The organism is Lysobacter sp. CA199 (assembly GCF_052078715.1).
Taxonomy (GTDB): Bacteria; Pseudomonadota; Gammaproteobacteria; order Xanthomonadales; family Xanthomonadaceae; genus Lysobacter.
In genome coordinates this window covers 526507-544679 of the sequence record NZ_JBQJIL010000001.1, presented here as the reverse complement: position 1 = coordinate 544679, position 18173 = coordinate 526507, and the positions used below count along the sequence as shown (strand labels likewise).

The following is an 18173-nucleotide window of genomic DNA, read 5'->3' as shown; positions in this document are numbered from 1 at the left end:
TCGGCGTGCGGCGCTTGCGTTCATCGCTTCGGTTGTCGCGGCTCGCGCCGCTCCTACAGCGAGACAGGAGGCCACGCCGCCGCGTTTGCGACTGTAGGAGCGGCGCGAGCCGCGACCAACCGAAGAGATGCAATACCACGCGCCCGCCGAAGCGATGATCTTCTCCCGCTTTTTATTTTTAGATCTCATGGCGTACGGCCTTAGGTCCCCCGCGCTCGCGTCCGTCGCTTCGGTTGTCGCAGCTCGCGCAGCTCCTACAGCGAGACAGGAGGCCGCGCCGCCGCGTTTGCGACTGTAGGAGCGGCGCAAGCCGCGACAACCGAAGAGGTGCAATACCACGCGCCCGCCGAAGCGATGATCTTTGATCGCTTTTAGTTTTCAGATCTGGTTGATTACAGACTGCGGCATGCCGCGCTCGCGTGCGTCGCTTCGGTTGGTCGCAGCTCGCGCAGCTCCTACATCGAGACCGGAGACAACGCAGCAAGCAAACAGCGAGCCATCCCTCGGAAACTTGCGCAACACCGCCATCGACACGTGGCATGGGTCACGTTCGCCGCGATGCGTTCAGCCGGTACAGGGTCAACGCGTCGATTGCGTCGCAATTCGCAACCGCGGGCAGCGCGAACGGGCGCGCGCATGGGCGAGTCCGCCGAGTCGAAGCGGGACGAGTCGAAGCGGGATGATGAGTGTCACCTCGGCGTCGTTCTGTGCATTCAGTGCGCGAGGCCGCGGTGGCGACGCTGCTAGCGTTCGGCGCGGGAGTCGTTCGGCGATGCGCGCGTAAGTCGCTCGGCGGAAAATCGCGCACGCGGCGGTCGCCACGGCATCTCTACGCTCCCCGCCACCTCCACCTACGAGCACATCCCATGACTTATCGTCCGATTTCGCGCGCCTTGCCCGGCGCGCTGGCCTTGGCCCTGGCCGTCGCGCTGATTCCGCAGGCCGTCTTCGCCGCCCCTTCGGCGCCGAGCGCCCTGCAGGCCTACACCGGCGGTGGCAGCACGGCGTTGCGTTGGAACCCCAGCGCCAGCGGCGGCCCGGTTGCGCGTTACGACATCTTCCGCAACGGCGTCAAAATCGGTTCGGTCACGCCCGGCTTCCATGCGGACTTTCCGGAAAAGAACGGCAACGGCTACATCGACGCCAACGTGACCGCGGGCCAGAGCTACAGCTACCAGGTGCAAGCCGTCGACGGCGCCGGCGCGCCGTCGCCGCTGAGCGCGGCCCTGTCGGTCGCTTATCCGACCTCGGGCACGCCGATTCCCAACGTCACCTTGGATTACTCGCAAGCCACCGACCTGCAAACCTGGATGCAAGGCACGGTGCTGCCGTTCGTCAAGAGCTGGTACCCGAAGATCTCCGATCAGATCGCCTTTCCCGACTACGCGCCGCCGCCGGCGTACACGATCAAGATCGATCCGGCCTACACCGGCGTGGCCTACGTCAGCGGTACCACGATGGTGGTCAGCGCCGTTTACGCGCGCAATAACCCGAACGATCTGGGCATGTTCCTGCACGAATCGACCCACGTCGCCCAACAGCACAAGCGCGGCGACTGGATCACCGAGGGCATGGCCGATTGGGCGCGCGAGTTCGTGCTGCACGACCGCGATCCGATTCCGCTGCCGGTCGGCAAGACCTATCTGTCGGGCTACAGCGAGGGCTCGTACTTCCTCAACTGGATCTCCAAGCAATACAACCTTCCCGATTTCGTGCGCATACTCAATATCGCCAAGCACGAGGGCGGACAGATCGACGACGATCCCGATGCGGCGTTCGTGTCGTTGACCGGCAAGACCCCGAATCAGCTGTGGCGCGAGATGACCGGCGCGCCGGTGGCCGGCGCGGCCTTGAACTTCCCGGGCATCGCCGGCCGTTGCGTCGGCAGCCGCGCGGGACGGGTGGAGTTGCGGGTGTGCGACGAGAACGCCAGCGGCCAGCAGTGGACCTTCGCGCGCATCGCCGATCAGACCTTGAACTTGAAGATCGGCGGGCAGTGCATGGACATCGTCTCCAGCGGCACCGCCAATGGCTCGAAGGTGCAACTGTGGTCGTGCAACAACACCGGCGCGCAGAAGTGGCAGTCGCTGGGCAACGGCACCTATCGCAACCCGCAGTCGGGGCGTTGCCTGGATGTGCCGAACGGAACCAACGTGGTCGGCACGCAATTGCAGATATGGGATTGCAACGCCAGCGCGGCGCAGGTGATCGCGCCGGTGGCGGGACGGGCGATCGCCTTCGTCGGCCTGGCCGGTTACTGCGTCGGCAATCGCACCGGGCGCCAGGCCGAGATCCAGGCCTGCGCGGACGGCGCCAGCGATCAGCAGTGGAACGTGTCCAACAACTCCGATGCGACCATCTCGCTGAAGATCGCCGGCGGCGCGGAATGCCTGGACATTTCTTCCAGCGGCACCGCGAACGGCTCCAAGGTGCAGTTGTGGGGCTGCAACGGCACCGGCGCGCAGAAGTGGCAGCACTTCACCGACGGCACCTTGCGCAATCCGCAATCGGGGCGTTGCCTGGACGTGCCCAACGGCGCGGCGGTGCCGGGTACGCAGTTGCAGATATGGGATTGCAACGCGGGCAATGCGCAGCGGGTGCGGTTGCCTTGATGATTTAGCGCAGTCCGGTTTTCGATCGAACCCGGCCCGAGCGCATCGCGCTCGGGCCTTCGGCGTCGCCCGACCGCCGGATCAGTATTTCCAGCGCAGGCTCATCGCCACGAAGCGCGGTTCGCCGTAGTTGTTGTAGTCCAGGTTGGCCCAGTAGGTTTTGTCGAGCGCGTTGCGCACGCTCAAGGTCGCCGTCCAGCGATCGGTGATGCGGTAGTTGGCGTTGAACTGCACCAGCGAGTAGGCCGGCTGGGTCACGGTCACCGGGCCGCCCACCGGGCGCTCGATGTTGAAGCCCTGCACCTTGCTCTGCCATTGCACGCCCGCGCCCAGGCTCAGCCGCTCCAGCGCGCCGCGCAATTGCACGGTGGTGTTGAGCTGCAGGAAATCCTCAGGCAGGTTCGCCCAAATCAGGTCGGTGGCCGCGCGGGTCACCTTGACGTGGGTGTAGCCGGCGTTGATGGTCCAGCCCGGCAGGATCTCGCCGTTGACGTCCACTTCCCAGCCGCGCGCCTTGGTGCCGTTGATGCCGATGTAGGCCGAGCTGCCATCGCTGAGCGAGCCTTCCGGCACGCTCATGTCGCGCACGGCATAGTTGTCCTGCTTGGCCTGGAACACCGCGGCATTGGCGGTGAGACGGCCATCGAGCCACTGCGATTTGATGCCCGCTTCCAGGTTGGAGCCTTCCACCGGCGCCAGCAGGTTTTCGTTCTTGTCCTTGTAGTTCTGCGGATTGAAGATCTCGGTGTAACTGGTGTAAACGGAGACTTGCGGAGTCAGGTCGTAGACCAGGCCGACATACGGGGTGAGTTCGTCGTTGACCTTGTACGTACCGGTGGTGCTGGTGTACGCGCCGGCGGCGTTGTAGTTGCGGGTGCGGGTTTCCCATGAACTCAGGCGCGCACCGGCGATCAGCGACAGCGGTTCGGCCAGGCGCAGACGGGTGGAGACGTACATGCCGCGCTGGGTGGTGCGTTGCTCGCGCCGCGCGCCGGTGGCCGTGAACACCGGCGCGGAGATGGCGCCGTCCCAGGTGTGCACGTTGGGGATGTAGTAGCAGCGTTCGCGGCCGCAGCTGGCCCAGTCGCGCGGATAGGCGGTGGCGAAGGTCGGCGTGGTGGCTTGCAGGTCCTGCCAGCTGCCGCCGACCACCACGTCGTGTTCGCGACCCAACAGGTGGAAGGTGCCGCTCAGGTAGGCGTCCACCGCATCGCGGGTATCGCGGGTCTGGCCGTAGGACGTGCGCAGGAAGATGCCGCTGCCGTCGATGGGGTTCGGATTGCCGCTGCCGTACACGCGGGCGCTTTCCACATCGCCCTTGGTGCGCGCGGCGTTTACGCGCAGCTTCCAGTTCTCGCCCCAGCGCTGCTCCAGTTGCGCGTAGGCGGTGCTGCTTTCGCGTTGCCAGCGCGCCCAGTTCGGCGCCAGATTGGTCGAGCGCGGCAAGTGCGCGAACTCGCCGCGGCTGTCGAAGAACGGCACGGTGCCCCAGGTCGATCCGACCGGATTGTTGTCCTGGGTCTGGTAGCCCAGGGTAAGGGTGGTGGTGTCGGTCAGGTCGCCTTCGATCACCGCCATCGCCGCCGTTTTGTCTTCGCTGTAGCGGTCGTAATAGAAGTCGCGGTCCTGGTAGGCGGCCACCACGCGGCTGCGGAAACGGCCGTCGGCGGTCAGCGGTGCGTTGACGTCCAACTGCATGCGTCGGAAATCCCAAGTGCCGACACTGGCCGCGAACGACGCATCGAACTCCTTGCCCGGGCGCTTGCGCATCAGGTTGACCATCGCCGAGGGCACGCCGGCGCCGCTGAGCAGGCCGTTGGCGCCGCGGATCACTTCGATGCGGTCGTAGAACGCGGTGTCGTATTTCTGGTTGGTCGAGCCGCTGTAGGTGGGCAGGCCGTCGACCTGGAAATCGGTGATGGCGAAGCCGCGCGCGTAGTACAGCGGACGCTGGGTGTCGTAGAAGGAGACGTTGACGCCGGTGACGTTGCGCATGACGTCGTTGATGCTGAACAACGACTCGTCCTGCAGGCGTTTGAGTTCGATCGCGCTGGTGGACTGCGGGGTTTCCTGCAGGCTGATCGACAGGCGGGTGCTGCTGGACGGCGCGGCCTGCGCGGCGTGCACGCTGACCTTGTCCAGGGTCGTGGCGTCGGCGTCGTCGTTGGCGCCGGCAAGGGCCGGCGATGCGGCCAGGACGAGCGCGGACAGCAGGGCGGACGGCAGCGCGGCGCGGCGCAACCGCGGCATGGAGACAGGCGGCAGAAACATGGAGGGATCCGGTAATGGAGGAAAGACGGCCACAGTTCGCCGGCACCGGCGTGGAGACGCCGGGTGCGATCAGATCCTTCTCGGCAAGCGCTCTAGGTACCGCGTCGCTGGCGGGCGCCCTTTATCGGGTCGCGGCGAGCATGAGTGGTATGCGCTGGGCGGCAAACGTAAATCATTCTCGATAACTTGGCAATCGCGCACGTTCTCGGGCTGAAGCTGGTCACGTCTTCCATCGACCCAGGCGAGCGGCTCGTGGGCCGGTCATGGCGACGCGCGTCGGCTATCGGGACGCTGCTTGGACATGCCCGACAAGGCGGGGCAGGCCCTTAACCACCCTCAATCGCCGAGTAACAAATCCAGCTGACGTTGTGGATTGTTCAAAAATGAGCGAGTGACCCGATAGTGCTCGGTTTCTTCGTAAGCGATGCGTTCGAAACCGCTCTCGCCGATCTGATAGATCCAAGCGTCGGGATACGCCATCAGCATGGGCGAATGAGTGGCGATGATGAATTGCGATTTCATCGTCACAAGCTCATGAATCCGCGCCAGCATCGCAAGTTGCCGATTAGGCGATAGCGCCGCTTCCGGCTCGTCGAGCACATAGAACCCGTACCCGCCGAAGCGATTCATCATCAGCGCGAAGAATGATTCGCCGTGCGATTGTTCGTGCAGCGATTTTCCGCCGTACGAGTTGACGATCGGCGGTCCTCCCCAGGGTTCTTCGTCCAGTCGTTGAATTTCAGAGGCGACGTTGAAGAAGCTCTCCGCGCGCAGGAAGAATCCGTCTTTCGCGCGTTTGACGCTTTTACTCAGCGTCAAACACTCGTGCAGACTGGAATGGGAGCCGAAGGTCTGGAACTTGAAGTTCTTGGTGCCGCCTTCGGGGTTGAAGCCCCAGGCCGTGGCGATCGCCTCGAGCAAGGTCGACTTGCCGCTGCCGTTCTCGCCGACTACGAAGGTGACCTTGGGGTGCAGTTCCAAGGCCCTGAGTTCGCGAACCACCGGCAGCGAAAACGGGTATTGATCGAACGATGCGACCTTGTCGCGACGCAAGATTACGTCCAGTACGTAGTGCTCGGCATCCAGTCCGCGCATATCGACCTCGGTTCGAAAAAAAGGCGCAAAAAGAAGGCGCGGGACCGGCCCACGCCTTCAGTCTAGCCGAGCCGGACGCGCCGGACGCGCCGCGTCAGCGAATCGGCTCGTCCAACATCAACTCCCGTACGAACCGCACCGGCGGCGCGCCGTAGGACAGCACTTGGTCGTGGTAGGCCTTGAGATCGAACTTCGGACCCTGCTGGGCTTCCACCGCCTTGCGCATGTCGAAATGCTCCTGCGCGCCGACGAAGTAGGTCGGCAACTGCGCCGAAGTCAGCTGCGCGCGAACCCACTTGCCGGCGGCTTCGCGCTCTTGCTGGAAGGTCTGCCGGGTCATGAACTCCATCGCCTGCTCGCGGCTCCAGTCGTCCACCTGCACGCCCTGATCCAGGATCGCATTGCCGAGCGTGCGCAGATAGAACTTGAGCTGGACCAGGCGGAACAGCGGGTCGTTATCCAGATAGCCCGCGTCGGCCATCATGTCCTCGGTGTAGACCGCCCAGCCTTCGGCGAACACGCCCGAGCGCAGCACCGCGCGCAGGGTCGAAGGGGCCTTGGCCGAATGCGCGCCTTCCAGGTAGTGGCCGGGCATGGCTTCGTGGATCGACAGCAGGTGGATCATGCGCGTGTTGTACTCGCGCAGGAACGAGTCGACCTGTTGCTTGTCCCATTCGTCGGGGATCGGCGAGATCGCGTAATACGTGTCCAGGCCCTTGTCGAGCGGGCCGGGCGAATCGCAGTACGCCAGCGCGACGCCGCGCTGGAACTCCGGCATCAGGATCACCTTGACCGGCGCGTCGGGCACGGTCACCAGGTTCTTGGCGCGGGTGAACGCGGTCGCATCGCTCAGGGTCTGCTTGGCGAAGTCGACCACCTTGTCGCGCGGCGCCTTGTCGGCGTAGGCCAGCTCCAGCGCGGCTTCGATCGCGGCCTGCTGCTGTTGCGGCGTCGGCTGGTCGGGCAGGGCCGGCGCGCCCGGCTTGGTCTTGAGTTCCTTCTGCGCGATGGCGTACATCTCGCCGCGCACCCGGGTCAGCTCGGCCTGCGCGCGCTGCATGATCTGCGCGCGCGACAACGAGGAATTCAGCGAGAACTTCAGCTTCTCGTCGTACAAGGTCTGGCCGATGCGGAAGTTGCCCTTCGCGTTCGGTACCAGGGTCTCGTCCAGCCACTGCTGTTGTTCGGCCACTGCCTTGCGCAGCGTGGCGACCGCATCGTCCAGGCGCTTGCGGTCGGCGCCCTTGAGCTGTCCGGCGTTGGGCGCGATGAAGGTGTCGATCAGGCTCAGCACGCCGGCGTTCTGCTTGGCCACGGTCTCGGCGTGGATCTTCGGCACCCGCGCGGGGTCGAGGTTGGCGCGGGCCTGGGCGAAGATCTGCGGGATCTTCTCCATGCGCGCGGTCGCCGACTTCAGCCGTTGTGGCATCGGCGCGAATTCGCGCGCCATCAAGTTGTAGATCGCATCGCCCGCCAGGCCGCTGTAGATCATCGGGTCCCAGGCCCAGTTCTGCAGGGTCTGGATCGACCACACGTCCGAACGCAGGCGGTTGCGCAGGATCAGGGCATCGACCTGGTTCTCGCGCGAGAGCCGGGTGGCGTCGATCTTGTCCAGTTCGGCCAGCATCTGGTTGTTGAAATCGAGCTGACGCTGGCGGCCGGCGGCGCTGAGATCGTCGATCTCGCCGTCGAAGCGGTGATCGCCGATCTGGGTCGCGGCGATCGGATTGATCTTCATGACGCCATCAAGCCAGCGCTTGGACAACGCGGCGAATGCGGCGTCCACCGCCGGGTCGGCGGCGTTGGCCGCGGCGGCCTGGGGCTGGGCGGTTTGCGCCGCGGGCGTGGCCGGATCGCGTGGACCGCAGCCGGCCAGAGCCAGGGCGAGCAGGGTGGGACTGAGCAAGAGGGCGAGCTGCGTAGGGCGCAACGGGCGCATGTCCATTCTCTGAATGAGCGGAGGCCGGAGCCGGATTGCGCGGAGGATATGCGAAGCCGGTTACGCCCGCATGGGTCATTGGTCGGATCGGTTGTACGGGGTAAAGGTGGCCGCGGCGCGGTGGTTTCGTGTGCGCACGGCGGCGTTGGGGCAGGGCGATGGGTGTGGCGCGGGTGGTGGTCGGGGGAATGGAGAGGCCAGGCGGACGGAGGTTCGCGGTCGCGGCTTGCGCCGCTCCTACAGAGGCTGAAACGCAAGCTGCGAACGCGTCGGGCGGCGAGGCAGGCGGAAATCTCGCGCACTTGCCGTGCTGGATGTTGGATTTCGCTGTGTCGGCAAACGTCGACGAGATAACCATCGGTAATGGACTCATGCGCCGGGCGCGCGATCCGGCCCGGGTCGCGCCGGCAGCCGGGCGGCGGACGAAGTCGGCCAATGCCTTGCGCCACGGGGCTTGCGGCTGAACAGGCCGAAACGGATACGGCCGCGGCCGGCGGGCGAGGGGCCGCGCAAGCGCGATTCGCCACCGCCGCGCGTCGGCGGCGCGCGTTGACATCTTTTTATCGCGATGCAACATAAACCCCGTCGCCGCTCCGCGCGGCGATCTTCCTCCGCAAACGAAACCAGACCCCGTGAACGCAGCCCGCCCGATCTTGCCGCCCTCCGTCAGCCTCCGTTGCATCGGTGGATGTCGTCGGGCGATGTGTCGCCGCTAGGCCGCTGCGTTCCGCGCTCGATCTTGCTCGATCGCGCTTGCTCGATCGCGCTTGTTCGGGCGCTCTTGTTGGGACTTTTCTGGATCGTTCTTGCCATGCCGTCCGTTTTCGATTCGCCCATCGTCGCGCCACGTCATCGCCGCACCGTCACGTCCGCGCGAATGCGCTGCGGCTGTAGCGGGCGGGTGAGGCCCTAGCGGCCGAACCTGCCGAACTTTCCCACCGGCCCGCGCGCACGCGACCTGCGGTTAACCCCGCATTCGTCTCTCTCCCCTCCCAACGACCGCGCTGCGCTTACGCGGCAGCGGCGGTCGCGTGCCGTCGCGGGCCGGCTTTTTCTTTCGTTTCGCCTCTCCCACGTCTTGCAGGAATTCCCATGTCTCGATTCGCCCGCAATCCCGAAGTGCGTTACCGACCTTTGAGCTTGGCCCTCGCGCTGGCCCTGGCCGCGCCGTTCGCGCAAGCCGCCGACGTTGCGGACTCTGCCACCGCCGAACCCGGCGTCACCCTCGATGCCGTGCAGGTCACCGGCAGCAACCTCAAGCGCAGCGACGAGGCCGGCGTGAATCCGGTGTTGGTGATCGATCGCGCGCAGATCGAAAAGAGCGGCAAGGTCACCGTGTCGGATCTGTTGCGCAGCCTCACCGTCAACAGCGGCAACAGCTTCAACGAGCAGTACACCGGCAGCTTCGCCAACGGATCGGCCGGCGTGTCGCTGCGCGGATTGAGCCAGAAGAACACCTTGGTGCTGGTCAACGGGTATCGGGTGGCCTCGTACGGTTTCGCCCAGAACACCCAGGACAACTTCGTCGATCTCAACGCGCTGCCGTTGGGCGCGATCGAACGGGTGGAAATTCTCAAGGACGGCGCCTCGGCGCTGTACGGCTCGGACGCGATCGCCGGCGTGGTCAACCTGATCCTGCGCCGCAAGATCGAAGGCATCGAACTCGATGCGGCCTACGGCGCCGCCACCGAAGGCGGCATCGACCAGCACAGCATCGGCCTGCGCGCCGGTCACGGCGATCCGAGCAAGGACGGCTACAGCCTGCGTTTCAGCCTGGACGTGTTCAAGCGCGGCCAACTCAGCGCCGATGAGCGCGATCTGACCAAGAGTGGGGACTTCCGTTCCCAGCCCGGCGGACGCCTGGCCGGTTGGTCCACGCAGGGCGGCGCGTTCCTGTCGAACCCGCGCGCGCCGGTCGCCTTCCCGTGCCAGCCGGGCACGCAGTCGCGTCCGTACAGCGATTTCGGCAGCCCGCTGCCGGGCAATGCCTGCGCGTTCAACACCCAGCCGTATCGCACGTTGATTCCGGACGTGGAGCGCTATCAGGCGATGGTCGCCGGCGATGTGTGGTTCAACGACAAGGTGCAGGGCTTCGCCGAGATTCTTTACAGCACCAGTCACAACGGCACCTACTTCAGCGCGCCGATGACGGTCGGCACCGGCCTGCGCGCGTACGACCGCGGCACCGGCCGCCTGGTCGATATTCCGGCGCTGTTGCCGGTCGGGCATCCTAATAATCCTAATGCGGTGCCGACGCCGTTCGAGTATTCGTTCCTCGACTTGGGCGCGCGCTACAAGATCAACAAGTCCGAGTTCTCGCGCGTCCTGTTCGGCCTGCGCGGCAAGGGCGAGGTGTGGGACTGGGAAGTCGCCGGCAGCCATTCGCAGAGCGAGCAGCACGAGTACGTGCGCAACTTCCTCAACCGCTATGCGTTCGAGCAGGTACTGGCCGACGGCAGCTACGATTTTCTCAACCCCTCGCGCACGCCCGGCGCGCTGGACGCGTTGCGCTTGTCCACTCGCCGCCCGGGTACGTACCGTCTGAGCACGCTCAGCGGCAAGATTTCCGGTTTCCCGTGGCAGTGGCGCGCCGGCGATGTCGGCGTCGCCGCGGGCGTGGAATTCCGCGACGAATCCCAGGACGCGCGCACCAGCCCGCAGGTGTTGTCGGGCACCGAGCTGCGTCCGGCGATCAATCTGATCGACGGCGACCGCCGCGTCGCCGCGGCGTTCTTCGAGTTCAGCCTCAAGCCCTGGGAACAGGTGGAAGTGCAACTGGCCGGCCGCGGCGATCATTACAACGACTTCGGCAGCGCGTTCTCGCCCAAGCTGGGCGTGCGCTGGCAGGTCAGCGAGGATTGGCTGCTGCGCTTGAACGCCTCGCGCGGTTTCCGCGCGCCGTCGCTGCCGGAAAGCGCGCAGAGCACCACGATCAGCTACGGCTCGGTGATCGATCCCTTCGATCCGGTCCAGCCGGGCGCTTCGCGCGGCGTGACCATCCTGCGCACCGGCAACCCGGACCTGAAGGCCGAGCGCTCCAGCAACATCAATCTGGGCGTGTTGTGGGCGCCCGATGCCGATACCAGCCTGGGCATCGATCTGTACCGCATCCGCCAGGACGATCTGATCGCGCCCGACGACGTGCAGTTCGTGGTGTCCAACCCGCAGAGCAATCCCGGACGCATCACCCGCGACGCCCAGGATCGCCTGCAACTGGTCGAGAACCGTTACACCAACCAGGGCTCGCTGACCACGACCGGTTTCGATATCGAAGGCCGCAAGGTCTGGCGCGCCGGAGATTCGGCGTGGACCCTGGACGGCGCCTGGACCCGTCTTTTGAGCTACGAAAAGCCGCAGATCGCCGGGCAGAGCGCGCTGGAAGGCGCCGGCGGCAACCGCTTCGGCGCGTTGCCGAAATGGCGCGGCATCACCTCGCTGGAATACGCGCGCGGCGATTGGAAGGCGCAGCTCGCGTGGCGCTATATCGGCGGTTACCAGCAGCAAATCGTCGATGCGCGCAGCAATCCAGGGCTGAGCGCCAAGGTCGACGACTACCACCAGTTCGATCTGTACCTGGGTTACGAAGGTCTGCGCGACACCACGTTGTATGTGTCGGTGCAGAACCTGGCCGACAAGGATCCGCCGTTCGATCCGGCCGGCGGCGCGTTGCCGTACGACATCAGCCAATACGATGCGCTCGGCCGGTTCGTGACCCTGGGGGTGAAGTACCGGTTCTGAGCCGGCGGCTCGAAGCGCGGTGTAAACGGGCCGGTGCGGCGGCTCGTGCCCGTCTTCGCCGGCACCGCTGGCCCGCACCGGGAGACGGCGACTGGACGCAGCGTGTCTCGGCCCTCACAGCGGCTCATTCGACCTGGCAGAGCAGTCGCAAGGTCACGTAGTGCTGCGGCGGCGAGGTGGTGCTGGCGGCGATCCGCGGAATGACCAGGCCGCCGCCCATCAGGTCCGCGATCGATCCACTCGCTGGGCAGACGGCGTCGCCGACGTTGTTGCAGGCCACATTGCCCGAGCAGGTCACGCCTGCCTGGGGGAGGTCGCGCACGACGGCACCGGCGACATCGTCCGGTCCGTTGTTCCAGACCGAAATCGTGTAGGTGGTGGGGCCCACATCGACATGGTCGTCATCGGTGTCGCCGGGCGTGCGGATATCGAATGGCTGTGCATTGGTCTTGGCGACGGACAGATCGACGGTCGGTGTCCAGGTGTTGGTGAAGGTGCAGCTCAACTCGTCGTCGAGCGCGGGGGTGAGGGTGATCGAGCGGCCGGTTCCGCTGGGCGCCTGGCCGCCGGGCCGGGCGTTGCTGCACTGGTAGCTGGTCTGGTAGCGGCTCAGGTCGGTCGAGGGTGCCGTGGCCGCGGCGGTTTCCATCAGCGTGTGAGCGATTCCGACGCCGGCCGGATCGAGCCTGGCCGGCGCGGACGTGACCGCGTTGCCGGCGCCGGTCGTGGTTTGGCTGGTGGCGACTCCGCCGGCGGGCGCGATCGACAGCACGAACTGGTCGTTGGCGTTGCGGCGGCCGCTCGTGGCCAGCGCTTTCTGCAACGAGATCGTGGCCCCGAGCAGGGTGATCGGGTAGTCCTCCACTTCGCCGCCGACGGCGACGCCGCCCGGCACGGACACTTGGCTGGCGATGCCGCCGATGCGCAGGCGCAGGAAACTGGGGCCGTCGACGAGACCGGCCGCGTTCGGCATCGTCCACGTCACGTTGGCGCTGGCGCCCGAGCACGCCGCCGCCGCCGAGCGCTCATTCGGATCGAGAAAATCGCCGTCGCGATTGAAGTCGATGTAGCCGTACACCGTCGCCGCCGTGCCGCTGCAGGGCACGTTGAGCGCGTGGGTGCCGGCGGCGCGGATGCGCACGGTCAAGGCGGTGGACAGCGCGTCCTCGTCGTCGGTGCCGTTCGCGTCGTCGCCGCTGGCGGTGGCGTTGGACAGGGCGATCGTCTCGGTGTCGACTCTTGCGCCCAGACGGATCAGCGGCGCGGCCAGTTGCGCGAGTGGATTGGTCGAGTAATTCCAGTCGGCGCCGGTGGGCACGCCGCCGGTGAAGCGGAAATCCGGCAGATGGTGCGAATCGCCGTAGCTCGCCGGCGCGTCGCCACCGTCGGCGACGAACACCATGACGCCCAGCGCGATCGCCGACGAGCCGCCGCCCTTGAGGCTGATGTCGGCCGAACTGGCGCCGTCGAGGAAGCCGACGGCCACCGGGCCGGAGGCGCATGTCGGGTCGCTGCCGTTCATGGTCATGGTCGAGCCGGAAACCGTGACGGTGCCGTTGGTCTGGCAATCGGCCGTTTTGAAGGTTTCCAGGATGCGGAACGTGCCCGAGCCGCTCAGGGTGGCTGCGACGAATTCGTGTGGGGCCAGGGACTGCTCGGCATCGGCGAACACCAGACCGTCGATCGGGAATGCCGGATCGGCGTTGCTGTTGGCCGGGCCGAAGGTCGCCGCACAGGAGAACCTCGCCGACGCCGACGAGCCGTTCACGCGCGTTCCAAGGCCTACCGTCAGGGTGTTGGCCGTGCCGGTGCCGTCGATGTTGTACAGATCGTCCAGGCCGTCGCCCCTCCAGGTGCCGGGGCGATAGCCGATCAGGCCCGGAGAGTCGCCGCTGCTGACGATGTTGGACAGGCCGCAGGTCATGCGCAGGAACTGATCGTCCACGCGCGTGGAGTTGGTGATGGTGGCTCCCGCCTGAGGAATGGACGTGCCGTGCGCGTCCCAGCGGAACCACAGGATGTTGTTGCGGTAGGCGCCGCTGCCGCCGGTGGCGAACTGCGCGGGCACGGGCGGGCTCGCGACGAGGAGGGCGACCAGTGCGATGGCCCGGCCGAGGCGGCGTTTGAGTCTGTCGAGCATGGGTGACCGGGTCGGTTGAGGGCGCAGGAATCGGAGCGCATGGTGACGGAGATCGCGCGGGTCGCGGTGGCACGCGCTCGTGCGCGTGACTGCGGCCGGGCCGCGTCGCCACGCGTGGCTTACGGACGTTAGTGTCTTGCGTGTCGTTCCCGCCGCCGCATCGATATCCTCGCGTGCGCGATCCGACGCAACGACAACCAGGCCGGTCCACAACTGCACGAGCTTGAGCACGGCGTCTTCCGGGACGATCGCGTACTGGCGCGAGAGTGCGGCATATTCCTCCACGCGACCCGCGGTTTGCAACGCGAGTTTGCGGCGACAGTCGACTACTGTTTCTTTTCTGCGTTTGTTTTCAGTATTTTTTGTGGTGTAAACAATAATATTTCGTGCAAGTCCGTATCGTTTTCGCAGTGGCGTCCGGATCGCGCGGGCGATCGTAACGATCGTCTGGATCCGGGCATGATCGACCGGTCGACGATTATCGCCGGCTCGGTAGGAACCTCGATCGCGAAGCGCTGCGCGATACCGCAGCTCGCCGAAGATGCGGCGACATGCAGCCGCGTATGACCGAAGCCGGGTTCGGCCGATTGCCGCGAGGTCGTTGGCGGGAGCGGTTTTCAGCGCCGACGCTTTTCGATCGGGTTCGGCGATGGCAGCGCAAGTCGCCAGCGCTGGCGCCGCTCCGGCAAGCGCCGGTCGCGCTGAATCTGCTGATGCGGGACCTGGCCGCGCCGTTCGATCCCTTGCCGCCCGCTGCGTTTCCAGGATGACCCCACGCGGCGTCCACGGCCGTTGATTGGCGGACGAGGCAACGCGCATCCGGCTTCGGGCTGGAACCGATGCGCCACGGTGGCATAGTGCTGCCTGCCACTGACGGCTGGAGAGACCTCACGATGGACACGAACACGATCGCCGCCCGACTGGGCGCGCTGCTGTTGACTGGCGCGGCGCTGCTGGGTTGCGCCAAGCACCAGGCGGAATGGAAGGACGAGGAAGTCTCGTCGCCGGCGGTGCCGATGGCCAATCTGGCCAAGTCTGGTTCCAGCTCCGGCGGTGCGGGCGGCACCGCCGACAAGGCCGATCTCGGGGTGCTGCTGGCCTACGAACACCGCGTTCAGGTCCGCCTGCCCGGCGAGCGCATCGCCGCTCAGGCCGCGGCGGTGCAGGCGGCGTGCAACACCGGCAAGTTCGGCGCTTGCGCGGTGCTCGGCATGAATCAGAGCGGTGGCGACGATCCTTCGGCGATGCTGCAGGTGCGGATCGTGCCGGCCGGGGTCGAACCCCTGATCGGCTTGGCCGGCAAGGGCGATGAAATCGCCGAGCGCAGCATCCAGGCCGACGACCTGGCCACCGCGGTGCGCGACAACGCCATGCGCCAGGACCGGTTGCAGAAAGAGCACGCGCGCCTGCTCGAATTCCAGGAGCGCAAGGACTTGAAGGTCGCCGACGTGCTGACCCTGTCCAGCCGCATCGCCGAGATCGAGTCGCAGTTGCAGGCCGCGCAGCAGGAAGCCGCGCAGCAGCAGCGGCGCATCTCGACCCAGTTGGTCACGCTGAACTTCCAGACCACCCGCGGCCAGGAAAGCCAAAGCGAGATCGGCGAGGCGTTCCGCGATTTCGGCGGCATCGTCGCGGCGGTGATCGCGTTCCTGATCCGCGCCTTCGCCGTGGTGTTGCCGATGTCGGTGGTGGTGTTCGCGCTGGTGTGGGTGCTGTTGCGCATCCGCCGGGCGCGCAAGGCCAAGCGCGCGGCCGCGGGTCGTTGAGCCGCGCCGCGGCCATGGCGACGGGCGCGCACCACTTGCCCGCCCGTCCATGGGCGGGGCCGACCTGCCCGATGTCGTCGACTCGAGGTGATAGATGATGTCCCCAATGACTGAAGCGACGGCTGTGTGGAACTGGCAAAGCCTCGATTCTGCGCGCAGCTTGACCCATGTCGCGCCGGAGCACCTCGCCCGGATCCGTCGGTTGGCGGTGCAGTGGGACAGCGCGGAGAGCGGTGCCGCGGGACTGGTCGATGAAGATTTCCTGGAACTCGATGAAGCCATGAGCGAGGCGGATTTCCAGGCCGCGCTGGAGGTCTTCATGACGTCGGCCGACATGGCCGCCTTCGCAGGAACGATAACCAATCCCTACGCGCGCGCCGGAGCCGATAAGGCGGCCCTCCTCGAGGACACTCCCGACCCCGCCGTGGCCGCCCAGCTTCTGTCGGGGCAAGCGATCGAACTTACCGCCAGCGCCGAGGAATCGGCGCTATGGGCCGCGGCCAATCTCGGTGCGAACGGGATCAACCCGAAGCGTCCGTTCGGCTCGGAAAACGTATCGCGCGACGTCCGTGCGATCGTCGACCCGGATAAGACTCTGTCGAATGCCGCCTTCGCCAAGCGCCGCAAGCATCTGGAGTCGCGATTGCTTCTGCTGCTGCAGTTCTACGTCCAGAACGCGCGGCTCGAACCCGGCGTTTACCATCGCGGCGGCGACTGGCGCTGGCGGAAAGTCGATCCCGATGCGCCCGCGCCCGGCGAACCCTTGACCCGGCAGGAATGGCAGCAGCGGATGTCCCGGCAGATGCATTACGAATGCGGGAACTATTCCCAGACGCTGCGTTGCCTGATCCATCTGGTCTGGAACAACCGTCTTAGCGGCAGCTATGCGGCGCTGACGCAACAGTTCAAGCTGGACAATCTTTTCGATGGCACCGAATGCGCCGAATACGAAGGCCGTGTCGAGGAGCGTCTGCGCGTCGCGCTGATGCATTTCCCGGATCGCAAAGGGACGATGCCGCGGCCGTGGTTCGCGCTGACGCTGGCGCGGATGCTCAACGGGCAGGCGCGCTTCGCGCAGGCCCGGGAGGTGTTGGAACAGGCGGATCTTTACGGTATCGCGCCGGACGAGGCCGATCTTTCCACGATCGACACGATCGGCGTGGCGTTCCTGGAAGGTCTGGTGACGCGCCGCGGACTGGACGCGTTCGACGAGGACGAGTTCCAGTCGATCCTCGCCGGCTGTCATTCCCGCTGGCGCACGCGCGCGGATTTGTGGAGATTCGTCTGGAATGTCCAACACGAACCCGAACGCTACGAGGACACGGCGCAATCGCTCGGCCTGGCCCATGCGCAGGCGCTCGCCGCGCAGATCGAGTTGATGCGCGGCGGATATGTTCCCGACTATCAGGTGAAACACTTCTGACGGCAGCGGCTTCCGGGGGCGCCGGCTTCGGATCTATACGTCAGGAACGGCAATTTTGGATCGTGCGTTCAGCGCTCTTCTTCGCTTTCGAACTCGACCAGCACGTCCAGATCGAAGGCCAGGGCTTCGACTGCTTCGCGGACTTTGTTGGCGGTCGAGGGATTGGGCGCGTCGATTTCCAGTTCGTGCACGCCGGGGCCGGCGTCGTCGGGCAGGCCGGCGGAACTGGAATCGGAGTCGTCCATATGCGGCATGAGGTCGGCGACTTCCTCGACGTGTTCGATGCCGTCCAGGCTGGACAACAGATTGCCGATCGCACGGGCGTCGTCGTCGTTGCCGGTGATGCGCAATCGAAGCAGGGGCATGGCGGTGGCCTGGCAGCGTGGGGGAGTTGGCAGGCTAGGCAGGCGTCGGCTAAGAGGGTGTGAAACGTCACAAAGCGTCACACCGGCTGCATGGCGCGCGAGTAGGCTATAGGGCATGAACACGTCCTCCGAAAACCGGCCGTCCGAGAGCCTGACTTCCGAATCCGCCTCGTCGTCGGTCCCCGTGCCCAGCGTCACACTGCGTCCGCTCGAGCGCGGCGATCTGCATTTCGTGCATGTGCTCAACAACAACCGCAGCGTGATGGGTTACTGGTTCGAGGAACCCTACGAGTCGTTCGTCGAGTTGGAAGAGCTGTACCGCAAGCACATTCACGATCAGTCTGAGCGCCGTTTCATCGTCCAGGACGGCGGCCAGGAGCGGGTGGGGCTGGTGGAACTGGTCGAGATCGATCACCTGCACCGGCGCGCCGAATTCCTGATCATGATCTCGCCCGAACAGCAGCGCCGCGGCTATGCGCGCGCGGCCACCCGGCTGGCGATCCACTACGCGTTCCGGGTGTTGAATCTGTACAAGCTGTATCTGCTGGTGGACGTCGACAACACCCGCGCGATCCAGATCTACGAAGACGCGGGTTTTAAGCGCGAAGGCGTGTTGATCGACGAGTTCTTCAGCGACGGGCGCTATCACGACGTGGTGCGGATGTGTCTGTTCCAACCGCAGGTGTTGGGGCAGGCCAGCGCCTGGCGCAGTCGATAGCGTGGTGCGGGGGAAGGCGCTCGACGGGCGGATGAGATGAGTGAGGTTGGCTGGCGGCGGTAACTGTTATGCCGCGTGCCCTCACCCCAACCCCTCTCCCGCTTTG

Annotated in this window: 10 protein-coding genes; 5 read left to right on the top strand and 5 right to left on the bottom strand. The window is 65.9% G+C overall.

Annotated elements, in window-relative coordinates; all coding sequences use genetic code 11:
- Positions 1-866: 866 nt before the first annotated feature.
- Entirely contained in the window at positions 867-2612 is a 1746-nt protein-coding gene (locus ACTOWJ_RS02575) for a ricin-type beta-trefoil lectin domain protein (RefSeq protein ID WP_441333005.1), read from the top strand.
- Positions 2613-2693: 81 nt separating this feature from the next.
- Here the strand turns inward: ACTOWJ_RS02575 and ACTOWJ_RS02570 are convergent, their stop codons facing one another.
- The 3 genes from ACTOWJ_RS02570 to ACTOWJ_RS02560 form a co-directional block, all read right to left on the bottom strand.
- Positions 2694-4883, bottom strand: a complete 2190-nt coding sequence (locus tag ACTOWJ_RS02570; RefSeq protein WP_441333004.1) for a TonB-dependent siderophore receptor — start codon at positions 4881-4883, stop codon at positions 2694-2696.
- A gap of 336 nt (positions 4884-5219) precedes the next feature.
- The gene (locus tag ACTOWJ_RS02565) at positions 5220-5978 is read right to left on the bottom strand and encodes an AAA family ATPase (protein ID WP_441333003.1); all 759 of its coding nucleotides are present in this window, start codon (positions 5976-5978) and stop codon (positions 5220-5222) included.
- Positions 5979-6072: 94 nt separating this feature from the next.
- Positions 6073-7917, bottom strand: a complete 1845-nt coding sequence (locus tag ACTOWJ_RS02560; RefSeq protein WP_441333002.1) for a DUF885 domain-containing protein — start codon at positions 7915-7917, stop codon at positions 6073-6075.
- Between the two features lie 1092 nt (positions 7918-9009).
- On the opposite strand from ACTOWJ_RS02560, the gene ACTOWJ_RS02555 reads away from it, so the two are divergent.
- The gene (locus tag ACTOWJ_RS02555) at positions 9010-11655 is read left to right on the top strand and encodes a TonB-dependent receptor (protein ID WP_441333001.1); all 2646 of its coding nucleotides are present in this window, start codon (positions 9010-9012) and stop codon (positions 11653-11655) included.
- 124 nt (positions 11656-11779) lie between these two features.
- On the opposite strand, the gene ACTOWJ_RS02550 is transcribed toward ACTOWJ_RS02555, so the two are convergent.
- Positions 11780-14614 (bottom strand): CshA/CshB family fibrillar adhesin-related protein, encoded by a 2835-nt coding sequence (locus ACTOWJ_RS02550; RefSeq protein ID WP_441333000.1) that lies wholly within the window; start codon positions 14612-14614, stop codon positions 11780-11782.
- 74 nt (positions 14615-14688) lie between these two features.
- Between ACTOWJ_RS02550 and ACTOWJ_RS02545 the strand changes: the two genes are divergently transcribed.
- Both ACTOWJ_RS02545 and ACTOWJ_RS02540 read left to right on the top strand, forming a co-directional pair.
- On the top strand, positions 14689-15561 hold the full coding sequence (locus ACTOWJ_RS02545; protein ID WP_441332999.1) for a DUF4349 domain-containing protein: 873 nt from the start codon (positions 14689-14691) through the stop codon (positions 15559-15561).
- Between the two features lie 106 nt (positions 15562-15667).
- On the top strand, positions 15668-16984 hold the full coding sequence (locus ACTOWJ_RS02540) for a hypothetical protein (RefSeq protein ID WP_441332998.1): 1317 nt from the start codon (positions 15668-15670) through the stop codon (positions 16982-16984).
- A 68-nt stretch (positions 16985-17052) separates the two neighbouring features.
- On the opposite strand, the gene ACTOWJ_RS02535 is transcribed toward ACTOWJ_RS02540, so the two are convergent.
- Entirely contained in the window at positions 17053-17349 is a 297-nt protein-coding gene (locus tag ACTOWJ_RS02535; protein ID WP_336092502.1) for a hypothetical protein, read from the bottom strand.
- A 115-nt stretch (positions 17350-17464) separates the two neighbouring features.
- Here ACTOWJ_RS02535 and speG point away from each other — a divergent pair, with 115 nt between their 5' ends.
- The gene (gene speG / locus ACTOWJ_RS02530; RefSeq protein ID WP_441332997.1) at positions 17465-18067 is read left to right on the top strand and encodes a spermidine N1-acetyltransferase; all 603 of its coding nucleotides are present in this window, start codon (positions 17465-17467) and stop codon (positions 18065-18067) included.
- The last annotated feature ends 106 nt before the right edge of the window (positions 18068-18173 follow it).

Excerpts from the sequence above, each read along its gene's own strand:
- speG (WP_441332997.1), top strand. The coding sequence starts at position 17,465 with ATGAACACGTCCTCCGAAAACCGGCCGTCCGAGAGCCTGACTTCCGAA.
- ACTOWJ_RS02550 (WP_441333000.1), bottom strand. The coding sequence starts at position 14,614 with ATGCGCGTTGCCTCGTCCGCCAATCAACGGCCGTGGACGCCGCGTGGG.
- ACTOWJ_RS02535 (WP_336092502.1), bottom strand. The coding sequence starts at position 17,349 with ATGCCCCTGCTTCGATTGCGCATCACCGGCAACGACGACGACGCCCGT.
- ACTOWJ_RS02575 (WP_441333005.1), top strand. The coding sequence starts at position 867 with ATGACTTATCGTCCGATTTCGCGCGCCTTGCCCGGCGCGCTGGCCTTG.
- ACTOWJ_RS02545 (WP_441332999.1), top strand. The coding sequence starts at position 14,689 with ATGGACACGAACACGATCGCCGCCCGACTGGGCGCGCTGCTGTTGACT.
- ACTOWJ_RS02560 (WP_441333002.1), bottom strand. The coding sequence starts at position 7,917 with ATGCGCCCGTTGCGCCCTACGCAGCTCGCCCTCTTGCTCAGTCCCACC.
- ACTOWJ_RS02555 (WP_441333001.1), top strand. The coding sequence starts at position 9,010 with ATGTCTCGATTCGCCCGCAATCCCGAAGTGCGTTACCGACCTTTGAGC.
- ACTOWJ_RS02540 (WP_441332998.1), top strand. The coding sequence starts at position 15,668 with ATGACTGAAGCGACGGCTGTGTGGAACTGGCAAAGCCTCGATTCTGCG.
- ACTOWJ_RS02570 (WP_441333004.1), bottom strand. The coding sequence starts at position 4,883 with ATGTTTCTGCCGCCTGTCTCCATGCCGCGGTTGCGCCGCGCCGCGCTG.
- ACTOWJ_RS02565 (WP_441333003.1), bottom strand. The coding sequence starts at position 5,978 with ATGCGCGGACTGGATGCCGAGCACTACGTACTGGACGTAATCTTGCGT.